The sequence below is a fragment of the Microcoleus sp. Pol17C6 genome (genome assembly GCF_036701145.1).
In the GTDB taxonomy this organism is placed as follows: Bacteria; Cyanobacteriota; Cyanobacteriia; order Cyanobacteriales; family Microcoleaceae; genus Microcoleus.
Map to the genome: position 1 here is coordinate 81,081 of NZ_JAUBQH010000015.1, position 17,786 is coordinate 98,866.

At 44.2% G+C, this 17,786-nt stretch carries 21 protein-coding genes; 4 read left to right on the forward strand and 17 right to left on the reverse strand.

Going from position 1 to position 17,786, the window contains the following annotated elements; genetic code table 11:
- Nucleotides 1-52: 52 nt before the first annotated feature.
- Together QUA25_RS10165 and QUA25_RS10170 are read left to right on the forward strand one after the other, a co-directional pair.
- Nucleotides 53-625, forward strand: coding sequence for an REP-associated tyrosine transposase (locus QUA25_RS10165; protein WP_333037332.1), 573 nt, complete (start codon nucleotides 53-55; stop codon nucleotides 623-625).
- A 181-nt stretch (nucleotides 626-806) separates the two neighbouring features.
- Nucleotides 807-1,841, forward strand: a complete 1,035-nt coding sequence (locus tag QUA25_RS10170) for a methyltransferase (protein ID WP_333037333.1) — start codon at nucleotides 807-809, stop codon at nucleotides 1,839-1,841.
- Between the two features lie 345 nt (nucleotides 1,842-2,186).
- Here the strand turns inward: QUA25_RS10170 and QUA25_RS10175 are convergent, their stop codons facing one another.
- From QUA25_RS10175 to QUA25_RS10205, 7 genes are all read right to left on the reverse strand, one after another.
- Nucleotides 2,187-2,780 (reverse strand): CPBP family intramembrane glutamic endopeptidase, encoded by a 594-nt coding sequence (locus QUA25_RS10175; protein ID WP_333037334.1) that lies wholly within the window; start codon nucleotides 2,778-2,780, stop codon nucleotides 2,187-2,189.
- A 31-nt stretch (nucleotides 2,781-2,811) separates the two neighbouring features.
- Nucleotides 2,812-3,894: a DUF3326 domain-containing protein gene (locus QUA25_RS10180; protein WP_333037335.1), complete on the reverse strand. Its 1,083-nt coding sequence runs from the start codon at nucleotides 3,892-3,894 to the stop codon at nucleotides 2,812-2,814.
- On the reverse strand, nucleotides 3,891-4,082 hold the full coding sequence (locus QUA25_RS10185; protein WP_190738159.1) for a hypothetical protein: 192 nt from the start codon (nucleotides 4,080-4,082) through the stop codon (nucleotides 3,891-3,893). The genes QUA25_RS10180 and QUA25_RS10185 overlap by 4 nt, the downstream gene beginning before the upstream one ends.
- Nucleotides 4,083-4,139: 57 nt before the next feature.
- Nucleotides 4,140-4,457 carry a 2Fe-2S iron-sulfur cluster-binding protein gene (locus QUA25_RS10190; RefSeq protein ID WP_333037336.1) on the reverse strand — a complete coding sequence of 106 codons (318 nt, stop codon included), beginning with the start codon at nucleotides 4,455-4,457 and terminating at the stop codon, nucleotides 4,140-4,142.
- A 245-nt stretch (nucleotides 4,458-4,702) separates the two neighbouring features.
- Nucleotides 4,703-5,248: a Uma2 family endonuclease gene (locus tag QUA25_RS10195; RefSeq protein WP_333037337.1), complete on the reverse strand. Its 546-nt coding sequence runs from the start codon at nucleotides 5,246-5,248 to the stop codon at nucleotides 4,703-4,705.
- Between the two features lie 140 nt (nucleotides 5,249-5,388).
- Entirely contained in the window at nucleotides 5,389-6,570 is a 1,182-nt protein-coding gene (locus tag QUA25_RS10200) for a GTPase (protein ID WP_333037338.1), read from the reverse strand.
- Between the two features lie 238 nt (nucleotides 6,571-6,808).
- The gene (locus QUA25_RS10205) at nucleotides 6,809-7,348 is read right to left on the reverse strand and encodes a Uma2 family endonuclease (protein ID WP_333037368.1); all 540 of its coding nucleotides are present in this window, start codon (nucleotides 7,346-7,348) and stop codon (nucleotides 6,809-6,811) included.
- Nucleotides 7,349-7,543: 195 nt separating this feature from the next.
- On the opposite strand from QUA25_RS10205, the gene QUA25_RS10210 reads away from it, so the two are divergent.
- Nucleotides 7,544-10,648: a type ISP restriction/modification enzyme gene (locus tag QUA25_RS10210; RefSeq protein WP_333037339.1), complete on the forward strand. Its 3,105-nt coding sequence runs from the start codon at nucleotides 7,544-7,546 to the stop codon at nucleotides 10,646-10,648.
- A 186-nt stretch (nucleotides 10,649-10,834) separates the two neighbouring features.
- Here QUA25_RS10210 and QUA25_RS10215 read toward each other — a convergent pair whose 3' ends face one another.
- Nucleotides 10,835-11,278, reverse strand: a complete 444-nt coding sequence (locus tag QUA25_RS10215; protein WP_333037340.1) for a hypothetical protein — start codon at nucleotides 11,276-11,278, stop codon at nucleotides 10,835-10,837.
- A 202-nt stretch (nucleotides 11,279-11,480) separates the two neighbouring features.
- On the opposite strand from QUA25_RS10215, the gene QUA25_RS10220 reads away from it, so the two are divergent.
- Nucleotides 11,481-11,693, forward strand: a complete 213-nt coding sequence (locus QUA25_RS10220; protein WP_332958465.1) for a helix-turn-helix transcriptional regulator — start codon at nucleotides 11,481-11,483, stop codon at nucleotides 11,691-11,693.
- 38 nt (nucleotides 11,694-11,731) lie between these two features.
- Here the strand turns inward: QUA25_RS10220 and QUA25_RS10225 are convergent, their stop codons facing one another.
- From QUA25_RS10225 to atpE, 9 genes are all read right to left on the reverse strand, one after another.
- On the reverse strand, nucleotides 11,732-12,100 hold the full coding sequence (locus QUA25_RS10225) for a hypothetical protein (protein ID WP_333037341.1): 369 nt from the start codon (nucleotides 12,098-12,100) through the stop codon (nucleotides 11,732-11,734).
- Between the two features lie 16 nt (nucleotides 12,101-12,116).
- On the reverse strand, nucleotides 12,117-12,320 hold the full coding sequence (locus tag QUA25_RS10230; protein ID WP_333037342.1) for a hypothetical protein: 204 nt from the start codon (nucleotides 12,318-12,320) through the stop codon (nucleotides 12,117-12,119).
- A gap of 74 nt (nucleotides 12,321-12,394) precedes the next feature.
- Nucleotides 12,395-12,580 carry a hypothetical protein gene (locus QUA25_RS10235; RefSeq protein ID WP_333037343.1) on the reverse strand — a complete coding sequence of 62 codons (186 nt, stop codon included), beginning with the start codon at nucleotides 12,578-12,580 and terminating at the stop codon, nucleotides 12,395-12,397.
- A 334-nt stretch (nucleotides 12,581-12,914) separates the two neighbouring features.
- Nucleotides 12,915-13,865, reverse strand: coding sequence for a F0F1 ATP synthase subunit gamma (locus QUA25_RS10240; RefSeq protein ID WP_006631110.1), 951 nt, complete (start codon nucleotides 13,863-13,865; stop codon nucleotides 12,915-12,917).
- Between the two features lie 131 nt (nucleotides 13,866-13,996).
- On the reverse strand, nucleotides 13,997-15,514 hold the full coding sequence (gene atpA / locus QUA25_RS10245; protein ID WP_333037344.1) for a F0F1 ATP synthase subunit alpha: 1,518 nt from the start codon (nucleotides 15,512-15,514) through the stop codon (nucleotides 13,997-13,999).
- Between the two features lie 191 nt (nucleotides 15,515-15,705).
- The gene (gene atpH / locus QUA25_RS10250; protein ID WP_333037345.1) at nucleotides 15,706-16,251 is read right to left on the reverse strand and encodes an ATP synthase F1 subunit delta; all 546 of its coding nucleotides are present in this window, start codon (nucleotides 16,249-16,251) and stop codon (nucleotides 15,706-15,708) included.
- A gap of 3 nt (nucleotides 16,252-16,254) precedes the next feature.
- Nucleotides 16,255-16,782 carry a F0F1 ATP synthase subunit B gene (locus tag QUA25_RS10255; protein ID WP_333037346.1) on the reverse strand — a complete coding sequence of 176 codons (528 nt, stop codon included), beginning with the start codon at nucleotides 16,780-16,782 and terminating at the stop codon, nucleotides 16,255-16,257.
- A gap of 87 nt (nucleotides 16,783-16,869) precedes the next feature.
- Nucleotides 16,870-17,355 (reverse strand): F0F1 ATP synthase subunit B', encoded by a 486-nt coding sequence (locus QUA25_RS10260; protein WP_006631106.1) that lies wholly within the window; start codon nucleotides 17,353-17,355, stop codon nucleotides 16,870-16,872.
- Between the two features lie 97 nt (nucleotides 17,356-17,452).
- Nucleotides 17,453-17,698: an ATP synthase F0 subunit C gene (gene atpE / locus QUA25_RS10265; RefSeq protein ID WP_006631105.1), complete on the reverse strand. Its 246-nt coding sequence runs from the start codon at nucleotides 17,696-17,698 to the stop codon at nucleotides 17,453-17,455.
- Nucleotides 17,699-17,786: the final 88 nt, after the last annotated feature.

A 17,786-nucleotide genomic window follows, 5' to 3' on the forward strand; every position in this document is an offset into this window, starting at 1 on the left:
TTAAAGAGGGCACTAAGGCTAATTACGTACCTTTATGTATGAATATCGGAAATTGACACTAGAAGAACGGGTGCAACTTGTCAATCAAAGGTTGGCTAAGGGATATCCTGCTCATTCTCCACCTCATCCAGTGCAAAATTCTGAATTTTACCATCTTACAGTTAGTTATTTTGAGCATAAATCTCGCATTAATACTCAGGAACGCCGTCAGCAACTTTTAGATATAATTTTTGATAGTTTTATTTCAAATGGTATAGAAATTAATGCTTGGGTAGTTTTACCAAACCATTATCATCTCTTAGTGCATCATATTAATATGTCGCAATTAAGTGTACTCTTTCGTTCCATTCACGGGCCGTTAGCTCGACAATGGAATCTTGAGGATAATCTTACAGGCAAAGTGTGGCATTCGTTTAGCGATCGCGCTATTCGTTCGGAAAGACATTATTATACAACCATTAATTATATCCATTACAATCCTGTCAAACATGGCTGGGCAAAATCTCCTTATGATTGGTCAGCGAGTAGCTTACATTCGTATTTAGAGTATCATGGAAGAGAGTGGCTAAGAAGTGCATGGGTAGAATATCCGGTAAGAGATTATGGAAAAGGATGGGATGATTAAGATACGTATTAAAAGGTAAGTAGTTGGGCTTCAGCCCTCTTAAAAGGTAAGTAGTTGGGCTTCAGCTCTCTTAAAAGGTAAGTAGTTGGGCTTCAGCCATAAGAGGGCTAAAGCCCAACTACTTACCTAGAACTTATGCAGTGTAACAATTAGAAACTAACTTTCAGTCACAGGACAACTCATGGCTTTATATTCAGATAATACCCAGTTAAACAGCGAAAGCTCATCGTCATTGCTACTAGAAATGATGTATGGGTTTAAAATATCCCAGGCTCTTTTTGTGGCGGCAAAACTAGAAATTGCAGATATTCTAGGTGATGGTTCTAAGACTGCTAATGAACTTGCGAAAGCTGCTGGTGTAAATTCTCATGGTATTTATCACCTGATGCGTATGCTAGTAAGCGTTGGTGTTTTTTCTATGGAAGATAATGACAAGTTTTGCTTAAATTCTCTGGGAAAACATCTCCTGACTGGTACTTCTGATTCTTTACGAGGTACGGTTTTGGCAATGGGTGATGAACTATATCAGGGATGGGGGAATTTACTTTACGGTATAAAGACTGGAGAAACTCCATTTGAACATACTTTTAAGACTAATTTTTATAGCTATTTGAAGCATAATTCTGATGCGGCAGTAAATTTCAATGAGTGGATGAAGGAGACAACAAGGGAGTGGCTGCTTCCGGTGCTTGAAGCTTATGATTTTTCAGAGGTTAAGACACTTGTGGATGTTGGAGGGGGAATTGGAACTCTAACGGCTGTGATTCTGAATGCGAATCCCAAGCTACAAGCTATTTTGTTCGATCGCGAAGATGTTGTGGTTGATGCGAATCCGGTTTTGGAAGTGGCTGGAGTTGCAGATAGGTGTCAAATAGTTGGAGGCAGCTTTTTTGAGGCGGTTCCCCCTAGTGGCGATCTTTACTTACTCTCTCGAGTCCTCCTCAATTGGGACGACGATTGTGCTATTACAATTCTTAAAAATTGCTATCAAGCTATGACAGCTAAAGATCGGCTGATGATTGTTGATTTTATGTTGCCTGAAGGCAAAATGTCGCCATTTATTGGCATGGGTAGCTTAACTTTGTTCATTCTGGGGGGTACTTTCATGCGGACAAAGGATGAATTTTATAATTTAGTTTCCTCCGCAGGGTTTAAAGTGACTAATATGATAGAAACAAAAGGGCCAGTAAGTGCGATCGAGGCGAAACCTGCTTGACATTACCAGGTCTAAAAACACCGGGAATATTCTGGTGTAGGATTCCTATTGCTCAATTAATCTCCATCCTCTTATAGCAATTCTGAAAAGCTCTGCAACAATAACAAAAGTAGGTTGGGTGGAACGAAGTGCAACCCAACCTCATGACTGTAGGAATATTTTTCAGAATTGCTATTATCGGGACTTGAACAAATTTCAAGTCCAAACAAAGCCTAAACCTGCTATTTGTCAGGCAAATTCGTCACCATTATGTTGCAGCCAAACGAAAAAAAGATCGGACTTTGACTGTGCGATCGCATTGCTAGGGATTTCAATCACCCACTTTATGGTCGATATTTATCTATCTTAACGCTTCACCAGATTGTGTTCCCACTTCCAAACACAGCTAGAAATCAAATTCGTGCAGATATGAGCCGTAATTGGCACTAACAAATTCCCAGTCGCTAAAACGCTGTAACCCAACAGCAATCCGACAGCCGTTGCCCAAACAGCATAAGGCCACTGATCGATGCCTCCCAAGTGCAGAATGCCGAAACAAAAACTCGATAAAACTAAACTGGTAACATTCAATCCTAAAGCAGACAGCATCACGCCTCGAAATAGCAATTCTTCGCTAAGTCCCGGCAGCAGTCCCAGCCAAATTAAATCTGGCCAAAACAAAGGTTTGAGAACTACTTCCAAGTAAACGTCTGCACTCCGGCGATAACCCGGCCAGAGGTGATAAACGATCGCACTGCCGCCTGTAATTGCCAGTCCGATCGCACATCCTTTGAACAAGTCCATTCCTATCAATTTGACTGGCAAAAGCGATACCGATCCAAATAGCAACCACAATTTAGCAACCGCCAGCAACATAATTGCTGTCACGCCCATTGCTATTAAAACTTGGGTGCGCGTCAAGGGTTCAATTTCAGGATTTCCGGGAAGTTTTTCTGCCACTTAATCACTTTTAGATTTGAGGTTTGAGATTTTAGATTTGTTTTGTTGAGTCAGACAAACAACGCAGGGAGGAGATGTCTGCACCCAAGGAAGCTGGACTGATGCCGGCCCGCAAAGCGACCAAAACTCCGATCGCCTCTAAATATGAGTTTACCTGCAAAGCTTTGATTCCGAATTTTTCTGGAGTCGCCTGCATCTGGGTTTTGTTGTCCCCCACAGCGATGATTTGTACGGACGATCGCCGACTCAAACTCAGAATAGCACTGCCGCCGCAGGCTGTGGCGGGTATCACCACCGCATCGACTCGATCGGCGGTAATTGATAATTGATTGTGCTGCTGGCTTTCTGGCGCTACCAATTGGGGAGCTTTGCTGAGGCCGGCAAGGACGCAAGGTAGGAAAGTATAGCCGATTTCCTCAGCAGCCGATCGCGGGGACAGGTGCGGATCGAGGGGAAGTGGGGAAAGCGCGGGGGCGTGAGCGCAGGGGATTTTAAACGTCCTGACGATGAGGTGGCTGATCACAGCTTCCGCGCCGGCGAGGGGGTCAACTCCTTTGCCGCGGCGGTAGTTTTCGAGGGCGAGGCTGCCTTCATCGTCGGGAAATCTGGCGACAACTGCGATCGCCTCTACTCTTGCTTGTTCGATTAATTTTTCCGCAGCGCGCAATAAGCTGTCGGGATTGCCGATCGTCCCCCAGGATGCGCCTGATTCAGAAATACGCAATTCTACTTGCAGGGGGCGATCGGTTAAAACACAATCAGTTATATTCAAACCCAATGTAGCTCTCGCTGCATCAGCCGCTTGCAAGTGGCGCAACTGCAAGTCTGGTTCAATGCCAGCATCGAGGATTAAGCCGATGCGATTTTGATGTACCGGTTGCAGTCCCCAGCATCCGGCAGCAAATTTGTCAAGGGCGTAACCTTCAACGTAGAGAGCGTTAGGTATCGGCCAATAAAGTTGAGCGCCGTTGAGGACGTTGGGGTGAGTGATCAGGGTGTCTGAAATTTGGGCGATCGCCCTAGCCACCGGCAGCGCATCTCCTGCAAACCCACCAATCGATGCTCCAACGCCTGTAGGGACTATCAAAACCACTGTCAAAGGGCGGGGGTTCACGATGTTGCGGGGGATGCTTCCACGAGCACGTAACCTTCTACCACAGCCTTTTGCCGATCGACATCCACATCTGTGACTGCCCACCGCAGCGGTTCGCCGTACTTTTGCAGTTCAATTTCAATAGCCGAGTGCAGTTGCTCGGCGGTCTCGTGGAGGTCAACTTCTGCGGAAATGAAATGGGTGGTCATAGGGCGATCCATAGTGGTTTTACCGCTAACGGTACTTAGGTCAATTTTAGCTTAGTCCTAGGATTTACCGAATTGGCGATCGTACACAATGTCTTCTTTTTCTGTTTCTATCTTCAAGTTCGATCGGGGATAAGCAACGCACAGCAATACATAACCTTCTGCCTGAAGATCGGGACTAACGCCCATACCATCAGCTTGATCGACCTTCCCTTCAATAATTTTACCAGCGCAAGTAGTACAAACCCCCGCATTGCATGAACTCGGCAACTCAATGCCGGCGGCGTTGGCGGCGCGGAGAATTTGTTTATCTTCGGGTACTTCTACGGTATAGGTAGAGCCTTGGTGGATCAATTCAACAGTGTAAGTCTTAGACATATTTCAATTATTGGTTTTAATTCCCCAATTGGAATTTACGCTAGATTTGGAAACAAAGCAATCAGTATTTTACCGCTGTTTGTGCTTTTGTGCAATTTTACAACTGCATTTTTTATTGATAATTTTTTTTATTAATTGGCTGGGACGAGCGAGCGCCATTTTGTCAATGACTTTTTCACAAATTATTACAATCGTCACGACGTAACTGTGCCACAAAGCACTTATACCTAATTAATTTTTTGCCTTCAAGTCAACAACTCATCAACCGCAACACTAAAACCCGGTAGCACTAATTGAGTGCTGACGGTAGAACCCAGGTTAAAAGTTAACTTTTGAGTTTGAGTCATTATCAATATCCAGCGACTTTCAGGAAAAACAATCCAAGCTTCCAGACAACCCGAATCTAAATATTCTTCTGCTTTTAGAAATATTTCTTCCGCAATATCAGTAGGAGAAACTATTTCTGCAATTAACGGCGGACTTTGAGGCAAAGTAGGAACATCGCCATATTCAGCAACAAGTTCAGGAGTCAGATAAGCTACATCAGGACGGCGCACTCGCCTGTCAGTACGACAAGGAACCTCCGTATAGACTTCGCCACCTTGTCCGCTAGATATCTTATAACTTCTCCAAGAATAATCTAGTTTAGATTGGATGCGACTGTGTTTTACTGTCATGCCATTTTTCTCCGCAATTTGCCCGTCCACCCATTCCATATCGTCGGTGGGACTGGCTATAAAGTCTTCTAGAGAAATATTTTCTGATAAAACGGCTGCCATTACCATAGCCATTTACTCCCTTTTGCAGAATTCACTCATATTGTAGCAATCAATTGGTAATGGGGAATTGGGAATTGGGAATTGGGAATTGGGAATTGGTAATTGGAACTAACAAATAACCTATGCCCTATGCCCCATGCCCCATGCCCAATTTACTCAATATTAATTTGATTGGGAGGCTTAGGTTGATTCGGTTGCTCATCCTTCAAAGTTTTACGCCCAGAACTAGCATACTCCTTGTACATTTCCACAAACATCTTGGTTAACTGTTGCAAAGAAAGTTGTTCCCCATTAATTTGAGCTTTCATATAAGCTTTAAGCACTTCAATGTAAGCCAAACCGAGGGCCAGCGTGAGAGTTGCCGCTGTTGCACCGGAGATTGCACCGCCGACAACAGTACCCGCACCAGGAATCATTTTAATCAAATTAGTAACAATACTTCTGCCGACAGCAGTAACCCCGCCAGCGCCGCTAATAGCAGACAGCATCGCCGAAATAAACCCCTTATCAAAGGGCATTCCAAAAATCACAGTAATATTAGCAATCATTGCCGTTTGCATCGTCATCAAAATCGGCGCATCAGCAAAGGGTACAGGAGTCGCACCGACAATTGCAGAACCTGCAACATAAGCACTTAGATATTTAAATGCCATATCGGATTTGAGCGCAATATTTGCAATTTGTTCTTTAACAAAAGCTTTTTTAGCTACTTCCGGCAGCAGTTGAAAAGTTGCATCTACCAACTTATCTAAACCGTGAGATTTTACGGTATAATCCTCATCAATTTCTTCCGGTTCAGCCATCACCGGGATGATTTGACTGACGGGCAAATTCATGTGTTCCAGTTGCTTGAAAAACTCGCTCGGCTTTTTAGATGTAGTTTGAGTCAAAACTAAAATCACTGGTACATCTTTGACTTCCATTTCTTTTAGCCAGCTTTCCTCCACAGATTCTATTCTATTGGCGCTGTGATTGATGCAGTACCAGATAACGTGAATGTGTTCTTTTGGGTGCAGGAGTCTTTGGTCTTCAATCAGTTTAGCAACGTTTAATTGAATAACTTTAATTTGTTCGGCGTTGAGTTCGAGTCCGGGAGTATCGTAGACTGTAATTGGGCAATTCGGTTTGGTATATTGGCGAATGCCTTGAGTGATGGGGCGGCCGACTCCGGTTTCTGCTAAGCGTTGGCGAAAAACGGAATTGATCAGGGTACTTTTGCCGACGCCGGTTTTGCCGATGACTAAAACATTGCACTGTCCCACTTGGTTTTCTGCGTCTTTGAAGGCGTAGTAACTTCTATTTAAAAGCTCGTCTAAGGAAAAGTCGTCTGACATGGCGGTTTGCTCCGATAAGGGTGGGATATCGAATCTGGATTAAATACGACCGAATAGAATTCGGAGGCTCTATAAACCAAGTCCGAGCTGAGGGGGACAGGGGAGTATTAAATATATTGTAACAATTTGATTTCAGTAGTAGGTTGGGTTGAGTTCACGAAACCCAACAAATCCCAGAAAGTGTTGGGTTTCGTAAACTCAACCCAACCTACTGAGTTTCTGATTTCATAATTTTAGTTTAAGCTAGCAATCGATCGACTTCGATGCTAAAACCTATGAGGATTTGTTGGGTGCGGGCGGTATCGCCGGATCTAAATGTCAATATTTGATTTTGAGTCATCACTAATATTAAACGACTTTCTGGAAAAACTAGCCAGACTTCCTGACAGCTAGATTCTAAATATTCCTGTGCTTTGAGAAAGACATCTTCAGCGATATCGGTGGGTGAAACTATTTCGGCAATTAAAGGGAAACTTTGGGGTAAAGTGGCAAGGTTGCCAAATTGTGCAACTAATTCGGGTGTGAGATAAGCGACATCGGGCCGGCGAATTTGTCGGTTAGTGCGGCAAGGAACCTCGACATAAGCTTCTCCCCCTTGTCCGCTAGAATCTTTGTAATCTTCCCAAGAATTCCCCAGTCTCAACTGAATTTTACCCGTCTTTAGTGTCATGCCATTTTTCTCTACGAGTTGACCATCTATCCATTCCATGCGATCGCACGGATGAGCCATGAAGTCTTCTATGGTAAGATTATCCTGTAGGGCGGCAGTCGCGAGCATAGGTGTTTCCTCGATTTTCAATAGTTCGCTAATACTATTATCGCTGATGCCGTGGGAATTGTTGGGGGCGATGGGTGCTGGCAATTCCCTACGGGATAGCTACGCCGCGCGTACTTTTATTTTCTTTTGTTTGACGGTATAAAAGTTACAATATCGCTTAAAATTAAATCAGCAATTTGCGCTCGCCCATCCCCCATGCCAAATCTCAACCTCAAGCCAACCCACCAACCTGTTAAAGCATATTACAATGCCCTGGGACAATTTGCGAAATTGGGGATATCTCACGAATTAGCAGTAAAGGATGCTTTTGCCGATTTGCTAAAGTCTTGCTGTCAGCAATTTGGGTGGACGCTGGTACCCGAAAAAGAGATGAAAATCGGCAACAATAAGCGAATCAGAGTTGATGGGGAATTAGTGCGGGCCGACAGTCTCAGACACGGTATCTGGGAAGCAAAAGACACTCATGACAAGCTGGAACGCGAAGTTCAACAAAAATTTGCTGTTGGCTATCCCAAAGATAACATTATTTTTCAAGCACCGGAACGGGCAATTATTTGGCAAGGCGGCAAGCAACTCTGTGATGAAGATATCGCAAAACCGCAAGCCCTAGTCGATACGCTGAAGCTATTTTTTGAATACCGAACTCCCGCTATCGCCCAGTGGGAAGTCGCCGCCGCTGAATTTGGCAGCCGAGTCAAAGATTTAGCAGCCAAACTGATTAATCTGATTGAGGGACAACGCAAAACTAACAAAAGATTTATTCAAGCATTTAATGACTTTACCGCCGTCTGCCGCCAATCAATTAACCCCAATCTCTCCGAAGCTGCTGTCGAGGAAATGCTAATTCAGCACATTCTTACCGAACGCATTTTTCGCCGCATTTTTGATAACCCAGATTTTACCAACCGCAATATCATCGCTGTTGAAATCGAAAAAGTTATTAATGCTTTAACTTCTAAATCATTCAGTCGCGACCATTTCCTCGGAGAGGTTGACTATTTTTACCGTGCCTTAGAAGAAACGGCCGCGACAATTGATGAATTTAGCGAAAAACAGCACTTTCTAAACACCATTTATGAAAAGTTTTTCCAAGGGTTTGCTATCAAAGTTGCGGACACTCACGGCATTGTTTACACTCCTCAACCGATTGTGAATTTTATGGTCAAAAGTGTTGAGGATATCTTGCAAAAAGAGTTTGGCAAATCCTTAAGCGATAAAGGAGTGCATATCCTAGATCCTTTTGTGGGGACGGGGAATTTTATGATGCGGGTAATGCGGGAGATTCGGAAAACGGCACTACCACACAAATACGCTGACGAATTGCACTGCAATGAATTGATGTTACTGCCTTATTACATTGCTTCGATGAATATCGAACATGAGTATTTTGAGGCAACGGGGACTTATCAACCATTTGAAGGTATTTGTTTAGTTGATACTTTTTCTGACCAAAAAGTACAGCAACTTTCTTTGTTTACGGCGGCAAATACAGCGAGGGTAGAGAGGCAGAGAAGTTCGCCCATTTTTGTTGTTGTTGGCAATCCCCCTTATAATGCTTTTCAAATAAGTGAAAATGATAACAATAAAAATCGCAAGTATGAAGAAATAGATCGTCGCGTTGCCGAAACTTATTCTAAAGACTCGAAAGCAACTAATAAAAATGCACTGTCTGACCCTTATGTGAAAGCGATTCGCTGGGCATCGGATAGAATTGGTGATGAGGGGATTTTAGCTCTTGTAACTAATAACAGCTTTGTCAATGATATTGCTTTTGATGGAATGAGAAAAAATTTAGCAAAAGATTTTAATAGCATTTATGTTTTAGACTTAAAAGGTAATGTCAGAAAAGACTCAATGCGTGAAGGCATAGCCATCGGAGAAAAACATACCATATTTGGTTTGGGAGCAATGGTGGGCATATCTGTAACATTTCTCGTCAAAAGGAAACAAACTGAAGGCTGTAAAATCTTTTATAATGAGGTGGATTGGAAAGCAACTAGGAAAGAAAAGTTTGAGTTGCTGGAAAAAGCCGGAACAATTGAAAAGCTAGAATGGCAAGAAATTACGCCAGACAAAAAAAATAATTGGCTAACTGAAGGATTGCACGATGATTTTGAAACGTTGATACCGATTGGTGGTAAAGAAGCTAAAGCTTCCAATAAAATTGACGGTCGAGTCATTTTTAATGTTTATAGCAGGGGAGCTGAAACAGCACGGGATACATGGGCATATAATTTTAAAAAAGATGATTTAATTGAAAATATTAAATTATTTATAGACAATTATAATCACCAAGTTTATCGCTGGCATCATCTAAGAAAACCGGGGGATACTATTGATAATTTTGTGGAATATGAGGATAATAAAATCAAGTGGAGTAGCCGTCTAAAAGAATGCCTTGCAGCCAATGTCAAAACCGAATTTACTCCTGAAAAAATCCGGCTGGCACTTTATCGCCCTTTCAGTTTGCAATTTTTGTATTTTGATGAAGTGTTAACTCATCGTCGCGGTCAATTTACATCTATATTTCCTGTACCAGATACTGAGAAAGAGAATCGAGTAATTGCCGTGACAAATCACTCCCAAATTCCCTTTCTAGTACAGATGACTGATTGTATTTCTGATGTGGGAGTAGGGGGGCGTCCCGGACAATGTTTCCCCTTCTACATCTACGATGAAGACGGCACAAACCGCCGCGAAAATATCACAGACTGGGCAATAACAGAATTCCGCCGCCACTACGGAGACAACAGCATTAGCAAATGGGATATTTTCTACTACGTTTATGCTGTTTTGCACCATCCCACCTATTGCACTCGCTACGCCGCCAATTTGAAACGGGAATTGCCCCGTATTCCCTACACTCCCGATTTTCATTCTTTCGCTAATGCGGGCAAACGTTTAGCAGAAATTCACGTCAATTACGAACAACAACCCGAATATCCGCTTAAGTGGATAGAAAATACTGACGTGCCGTTAAATTGGCGGGTAGAAAAGATGAGATTGAGTAAAGATAAAACTCAACTGATTTACAACGATTTTCTCACCTTAAGCGACATTCCCTCTTCAGCATTTAAGTACCGTCTGGGGAACCGTTCTGCGTTAGATTGGGTAATAGACCAGTATCAATTCAAAACCGATAAACGGAGTGGAATTGTTAATGACCCGAATCGCTTGGATGACGAACAATACATTGTCCGGTTAATTGGCCAAGTCATCGCAGTCAGTTTGGAAACTGTGCAAATTGTCGGCAGTTTGCCGAGTTTGGGAATAGGGGAGGAAGATCTTATTGACTCTTAGACTGGAATGATGGTGCATGGTATCATCACCTTGGTTTCTTGCCCTGAACTTATGCCAATTCTTAAAAGTCGCAGATCCCGGCACCGGACACGGCATTGCCGTTTCCCTACGGATATGGGGTACAATCTTGTAGCACTACTTTTTAGGTCACGAGTTCGTAAGTCTAGTTATAAAAAAACACAGCATTTAGAAATGTTCCAGCACATATTTTTCCTGTGCATAAACATTCCGCAGCGATTCAACTGCTATTTTCGGCAACATAAATTTAATCACTCCCACGACTCGCCCCCAGTCGAACAATTCAGGAACCGAAACAGCTTGATGAAATTTCTGTGCATAGAAATCCACCCAAAAATCCGGCGCGTGTCTCTCCTTCTGACTCGCTATCCGGCGCTTCCAATAACCAAAATCTAAACCAGAGGGCGATTCCACTCCCAAAACAGGCGGAAAGTCGGCATAACTGACAAACCGACTCATGCCTTTGGCGTGCACGTACAGGATATGCGCCCAGCACTCGAAGCGATATATTTGTTCTACCTTGATTTTCAGCAGCCGCGCGATCGCCTCTTTCGTCACAAACCGGCTCAATCTGTGTCTGGGGGTTGATTTTGGTCGAAAGCTTGCTAACATAGTTGATAAGTTTCCTGATTTGAATAGATCGATTCCTGATTTGGATAGATCGATTCCTGATTTGGGAATTTGATAGATAGATCAGTCCCTTATATGGGATTTGAACTTTGATAGGCGATCGTCTTTAAGTTTTCCAGACGTTGGGGCGATCGCTTTTTACAATAAAATTGTATGACTTATATTAGTCAACTGTCAAGAGGTTATGGGATTAATTAAGTTGCGGGTTCGAGAATTTGCTGCCGAGAAGGGCTGGACGCTGAAAGAAGTTTCAGAGCGATCGGGAGTAGTCTACAGCACGCTCAGAACCTATGCCCGATCGCCCGGATTAGCAACTGTTGACGTGACAGCCTTGCACAAATTGGCGAGGACTTTTGATTTGTCGATCGAAGATTTGTATGAGATTGTGCAGGAATAGTCGATCGCTTTTACAGACTAATTATCCAGTCAATAATATTACTCGACAGTTGCTAGCATCTGATTGACCGACTCGCTTTTTTGTAGCGCTTCCCAATCAGATGTAACAGGTTGGTAAGAACAGTAACACACCACAATTCGCTCCTCAGTATCAGAAGCAGAAAACTGCTGAACGCGAGTAACTACCCAATCTCCATCTTTCGCGTGAGTGATTCCATTACCGGGGTCAGATAGATTTTCATAATCGCGGGTTTTGTCCCCTACTTGAGGAATTTCTGGGTTTTCTTCCCAAGTCCAATTTTCCCAAAGTATATTAGTTAGACCGCCCCTCGGCATGAGCTGACGTTCTTCCCAGCCCGGAGCACTCATGCTTTCGGTTTTGTAGACAATCCAGATTTTTTTTGCCATTTTTCCTCCCTTTCCTTTAATCTTGGTAATCTTGCCACATATCCTGAAACGAGGTTTGTTCCCCGTCAAACACGCAAGCCACATCAGGGGGGGTGTTACGAGTCACTCGGATTTCTTTTAACCGCCAGTTGTATTTTTCGCCCATCTTTTCAGAGAGTTGGGGATCTGTAACATGGTGTACGTTTTCTGGCTTTGGATTCGGTACGCGATCGCTCCTCACTTCAGACTTCCCTTACAGTTTAAAAACTAAATGTCTTGCCCTGTATGCGATCGCTCCACCACTGCACACAGCAGCTATGTGTTGTTTTGGTTTTGACTTGCTTCTATTTTTGGTTGCTCAGCCTTGATGACATATTGCTCCATAAATTCCAGCAAAACATCCCTCATATTTTTACCGTCCCTAGCAACAGCCGACTTAAATCGGTTCCGCAATTCCGGCGGCATTTCTACTCTAATAGCCACAGTCTTGTTTTCATCCATACAGGCTCAAGGCTTTACAACATATACATTGTGACATTTTTATGTAGTTTGCCTAAAAACCAGCTTTTTGCATACAAATGCATTATTTTAACTATATGCTTTAGTGCATACTAATGCAATAGTGCAATAAGTGCAGTTTTCCGCGAAAAACGCTAGAGAGCGTTAATTTAAGTCATTTAGGTATGATTTACGCTCATAAACCCGGCTTCTGCAAAAAATCTTGAGTTTGGCTTTGTTAGTACATGGTGGTCAATTGTAACAACTTTATAAATAAAAAAAGCGCCTGAGTTCCCTCAGACGCATACCATAAAATCAACAAATTGTCAACCCTAACCTAACCATTCAAAGCCTCAGCACCGCCGCAAACTTCCAGGATTTCCTGAGTAATTGCCGCTTGCCGCGCCTTGTTATAAGTCAGCGTCAAACTACCGATCAAATCGCTAGCATTCTCACTAGCATTGTTCATCGCCGTCATCCGCGCAGCCAACTCGCTAGCAGCAGACTCTTGCAAAGCCCGCAGCAATTGGTTGTTCAAATACAAGGGCAAAAGAGCCTCCAGAATTTGCGCCGGATCTTGCTCGAAAATCATGTCCCTGGGCAAACTCTTCGTAGGTGAAGCAACCTTCTCGCGCGATACTTGAAACTGTCCGCCTTGCGATGTCAAGCGGAATATTTCATCATCAGGAGTTTCCAAACCTTGGGGGTCGAGGGGCAGCAAAGTTTGAATTACCGGACGCGAACTAATTAATGACACAAACTTGGTGTAAATTAGCTCAACTCTGTCCACAGTTCCCGACAGGAACAAAGAAAGCAATTCGTCAGCAATTTGTGCCGCTTCCGGTGCTGTGGGAATTTGTTCTAAGTTAGCGTAAGTAGCATCGATCGGCTGTTCGCGGCGCTGGAAATACTGAGTAGCTTTGCGTCCTACCAACACGTATTTGTAGTCTAAGCCTTCAGCTTTGATTTCCTTAGCGCGATTTTCGGCGTATCTGATGATGTTGCTGTTGTAGCCGCCGCACAAACCCCGATCGCCCGAAACTACCAACAGTCCCACCGATCGCACTTCGCGTTTTTTCAGCAGCGGCAAATCCAGGTTTTCAAACTGCAAACGTTCCGCCAAACCGTACAATACCTCTGCCAGTCGATCGGCAAAAGGCCGAGTAGCAGTCACCTGTTCTTGAGCGCGGCGCACCTTTGCAGCGGCCACCAAACGCATCGCTTCTGTAATCTTTTTAGTGTTCTTGACCGACTTAATGCGATCGCGAATAGTTTTCAGATTTGCCATAACTTTCTCCTTACATCCTTGCCCGCATCTTCTTAATTAAAACCGCAGATTAACGCAGAGTAACGCAGATTAACTTCAGATTATCTACGTTAATCCGCGTTCATCTGCGGTTCAAAATTCCTACTTGTCTACTACGCAGAAACTAGAAAACTTTGCTTGTATTCAGTGATGCCTTCTTTCAGCAGCTTTTCAGCTTCATCAGTCAAAGCTTTTCCGCCTTGAACAATTTCGCCGTACTTCGGCTTGCTAGTCCGCAAATAGTCGCGCAAACCAACAGTAAACTTGCTGACTTTTTCCACAGGAATGTCATCCATATAGCCGTTAATACCGGCATAGATTACAGCCACTTGTTCGTTCATCGGCAGAGGCGAGCTTTGGGGCTGTTTCAACAGTTCCCGCAAGCGCTGACCGCGCGACAATTGATTTTGAGTAGCTTTATCCAAGTCAGAAGCAAACTGAGAAAATGCTGCCAGTTCTTCAAACTGTGCCAATTCCAATTTCACCTTACCGGCTACTTTTTTCATCGCCTTAGTTTGAGCTGCCGAACCTACCCGCGATACCGAAATACCGGGGTTTACTGCCGGACGCAAACCAGCGTTAAACAAGTCAGAAGAAAGGAAGATTTGACCGTCGGTAATCGAAATTACGTTCGTCGGAATGTAAGCAGAAACGTCACCAGCTTGGGTTTCGATAATTGGCAAAGCAGTCATGCTGCCTTCGCCCAAATCGTCGCTCAATTTAGCAGCGCGTTCTAGCAAGCGAGAGTGCAGGTAAAACACGTCTCCGGGATAAGCTTCGCGACCGGGAGGACGGCGCAGCAACAGAGACATTTGGCGGTAAGCTTGTGCTTGTTTGGAAAGGTCATCGTAAATGACCAAAGTGTGCTTGCCTTTGTACATGAAATACTCGGCTAAGCTAGCACCTGTGTAGGGAGCCAAGTATTGCAGGGTTGCGGGGTCGCTAGCGTTGGCTGCTACTACGATCGTGTAGTCCATCGCGCCCTTTTCTTGCAGGACGTTGACGATGTTAGCTACTGTAGAAGCTTTTTGACCGATCGCTACGTAAACGCAGATCACGTTTTCCGATTTTTGGTTAATAATCGTGTCGATCGCGATCGCAGTTTTACCGGTTTGTCTGTCACCGATAATCAGTTCCCGCTGTCCTCTTCCCACCGGAATCATCGCATCAATAGCGGTAATTCCTGTTTGCATCGGTTCGTAAACAGAACGGCGAGAAACAATCCCCGGTGCCGGAGATTCAATCAAGCGAGATTCAGTAGTTTTAATTTCTCCTTTGCCGTCAATCGGACGGGCCAAAGCATCAACTACCCGTCCCAACATTGCTTCACCAACGGGGACTTCAGCAATTCTGCCAGTAGCAGTAACTGCCGAACCTTCTTGAATGCCGAGGCCTTGGCCCATCAACACTGCACCGACGTTATCTTGTTCGAGGTTCAGTGCAATGCCCACGGTGCCGTCGGCAAATTCTAGCAATTCTCCAGACATGGCTTTATCCAAGCCATAAATCCGAGCAATGCCGTCGCCTACTTGCAGAACAGTACCGACGTTAGAGACTTTTACGTCTTGGTCGTACTGCTCAATTTGCTGGCGAATAATGCTGCTAATTTCGTCAGGTCTGATTGCTGCCATGTTAGTTATTATTTGTCAGTTGTCAGTTGTTAGTTGTCTGTCGAGGTTTTCCGCAAGAAAGAATAGGGATTTGGTAGTAAGAATTTGGGACTAACAACTCAAAAACAGAAATTAATTTATTCCTGCTTTCTGTTTGATTCTTCCTTCTTCCTTTTTCCTGCTTCCTTCTTCCTTCCTCCTGCTTCCTTAAATTAGGAATTCAAGCGAATTCCCAAACGGCGCAATTGTCCCCGCAGGCTGGCATCAATTACTTGAGAGCCTACTTTGATTACCACACCGCCGATTAAATCTGCGTCTATTTTGGTTTCAATTTCTACTTGACTAGCGCTGGTCATAGCCTGCACTTTCTCGCGAACAGTCTGCTGTTGAGCGTCTGAAAGCGGGACGGCCGATGTAACTTCAGCCAATACTGTTTGGTTGAGTTCTCGGAGCCTTGCCAAGTATTGTTTGCCAATTCCTTCTAAAAAAAGAATTCTTCCTTTGTCTACTAATAGCTTCAGAAAGCTGTGCATCAAGGGGCTCATTTCTTCACCCGCTATTTGCTGAATCACAGCTTTTTTAGCATCCGGTTTTACCAGCGGATTGGCTAAAAATTGACGCAAGTCTTCCGAACCTTCTAGCAGGCTCAGTAAGGAACGAATGTCTTCGCCAAACTTCTCTGAGAGATTGTTGGACTGAGCCAGTGACATCAAGGCAGATGCGTAAGGCTGTAAGACTTCTGTGCTGACTGTACTCACGTTTTAGCCTCCCAGTAACGCAATGCTGCGATCGATTAATTGGTGTTGAGCGCTGTCGTCCAAGCTAGTTTTTAGCTGGTTTTCCACCTTTGCTAATGCCAGAGATACAACCGCCGATCGCAGTTGGGCGATCGCTCTTTCCCGCTCCGCTTCCAACTCTTGACCTGCTGTTGCTCTCATTCTTTCAACGTCTTGCGCTGCCTGAGCTAGAATTGCTTCTTTTGCTTTCTTGGCAGTTTCTTCAGCAGCGGCACGAATTCGTTCGGCTTCTGCTTGCGCTTGAGTCAATTTTTGCTGTTGCTCTGCTAGAGCTGCTGCTGCATCTTTTTGGCGTTTTTCTGCTTCTTGAATCGCCTCTTGGATGGCCGAACGCCTCTCTGTCAGGATTTTACCTACAAATCCGCGCCCGAAATAAAACAGCACTGCAATAATAATGACCAGGTTAATCAGGTTGGTTTCTAAAATATCGAAATTTAAACCGAAACCACCTTCGCCGCTAGCTTCTGTGGCTAGCAATAAAACAGTCCCCATGATACTCTTCCATAATTGCGCGTGCAGATTGGGTGAAGCGATTTTAGATTTAAGATTCCATCAAAAATCTAAAACTCTTCGGTCTCGCTATTTGGCCAGCGACTGCCCTAATAGCTTTTCGAGAATTTGGCCGCTGAGCGCGTCTACTTGTTGTTCTAGTGAGCGCATTGCTTCTTGCTTTTGCTGCTCTATTTCTTGCCCAGCCTTTTCTCGCGCGACTTGAGCTTCTTGTTGAGCCTCAGCTACTTTGGCTGCCCCAATTTTTTGGGCATCAGCTTGAGCAGCAGCAATTACTGATTGAGACTGTTTGCGAGTTTCTCCCAGTTTTTGCTCGTACTGCTGCGCTAGTTGCTGAGCTTTTGCCAAGCGTTCTTGGGCGGAGACTTGAGTGTTGCGAATGTAATCGGCGCGATCGTCAATTGACTTGCTGAGCGGCTTGTAAAAAATTACATTCAAGACTGCGACTAGAATTAAAAACTGCACCGCCATCAGAGGCAGCGTAGCATCTATATCAAACAGTCCCCCTTCCTTAGCCGCTTCTTCAACTGCTAGTAATACTGTCCAGTGCATCATGATTTTTTGACGGCTTCCATCTAATTCGCTTAATCGATTTTAGATTTGAGATTTTGGATTAGAATCGCCAAAACCTCAAATCTAAAATTTTCAATTATTATGCGAAGGGGTTGGCAAACAGCAGCACTAGGGCTACGACCAAACCGTAAATTGTGAGCGCTTCCATGAACGCCAAACTCAACAGCAAGGTGCCGCGAATTTTACCTTCTGCTTCCGGCTGACGGGCAATCCCTTCTACAGCCTGACCTGCTGCATTACCTTGACCGATGCCAGGGCCGATTGCAGCTAAACCTACTGCCAAAGCGGCGGCAATTACGGAAGCGGCAGCAACTGTTGGGTTCATGATGATTTTCCTTATCTAAAGTACAAAATTGAGAACAGAAAGTCTACAGAATTGTCCGATGTGACGGGAGAAAGTTTGAGTTCAGAAA

Bases quoted from the DNA above. Each gene is read 5' to 3' on its own strand.
- QUA25_RS10170 (WP_333037333.1), top strand. From the start codon at position 807: ATGGCTTTATATTCAGATAATACCCAGTTAAACAGCGAAAGCTCATCG.
- QUA25_RS10185 (WP_190738159.1), bottom strand. From the start codon at position 4,082: ATGACCACCCATTTCATTTCCGCAGAAGTTGACCTCCACGAGACCGCC.
- QUA25_RS10190 (WP_333037336.1), bottom strand. From the start codon at position 4,457: ATGTCTAAGACTTACACTGTTGAATTGATCCACCAAGGCTCTACCTAT.
- QUA25_RS10195 (WP_333037337.1), bottom strand. From the start codon at position 5,248: ATGGCTATGGTAATGGCAGCCGTTTTATCAGAAAATATTTCTCTAGAA.
- QUA25_RS10200 (WP_333037338.1), bottom strand. From the start codon at position 6,570: ATGTCAGACGACTTTTCCTTAGACGAGCTTTTAAATAGAAGTTACTAC.
- QUA25_RS10205 (WP_333037368.1), bottom strand. From the start codon at position 7,348: ATGCTCGCGACTGCCGCCCTACAGGATAATCTTACCATAGAAGACTTC.
- QUA25_RS10210 (WP_333037339.1), top strand. From the start codon at position 7,544: ATGCCAAATCTCAACCTCAAGCCAACCCACCAACCTGTTAAAGCATAT.
- QUA25_RS10215 (WP_333037340.1), bottom strand. From the start codon at position 11,278: ATGTTAGCAAGCTTTCGACCAAAATCAACCCCCAGACACAGATTGAGC.
- QUA25_RS10220 (WP_332958465.1), top strand. From the start codon at position 11,481: ATGGGATTAATTAAGTTGCGGGTTCGAGAATTTGCTGCCGAGAAGGGC.
- QUA25_RS10225 (WP_333037341.1), bottom strand. From the start codon at position 12,100: ATGGCAAAAAAAATCTGGATTGTCTACAAAACCGAAAGCATGAGTGCT.
- QUA25_RS10235 (WP_333037343.1), bottom strand. From the start codon at position 12,580: ATGGATGAAAACAAGACTGTGGCTATTAGAGTAGAAATGCCGCCGGAA.
- QUA25_RS10240 (WP_006631110.1), bottom strand. From the start codon at position 13,865: ATGGCAAATCTGAAAACTATTCGCGATCGCATTAAGTCGGTCAAGAAC.
- atpA (WP_333037344.1), bottom strand. From the start codon at position 15,514: ATGGCAGCAATCAGACCTGACGAAATTAGCAGCATTATTCGCCAGCAA.
- QUA25_RS10255 (WP_333037346.1), bottom strand. From the start codon at position 16,782: ATGGGGACTGTTTTATTGCTAGCCACAGAAGCTAGCGGCGAAGGTGGT.
- QUA25_RS10260 (WP_006631106.1), bottom strand. From the start codon at position 17,355: ATGATGCACTGGACAGTATTACTAGCAGTTGAAGAAGCGGCTAAGGAA.
- atpE (WP_006631105.1), bottom strand. From the start codon at position 17,698: ATGAACCCAACAGTTGCTGCCGCTTCCGTAATTGCCGCCGCTTTGGCA.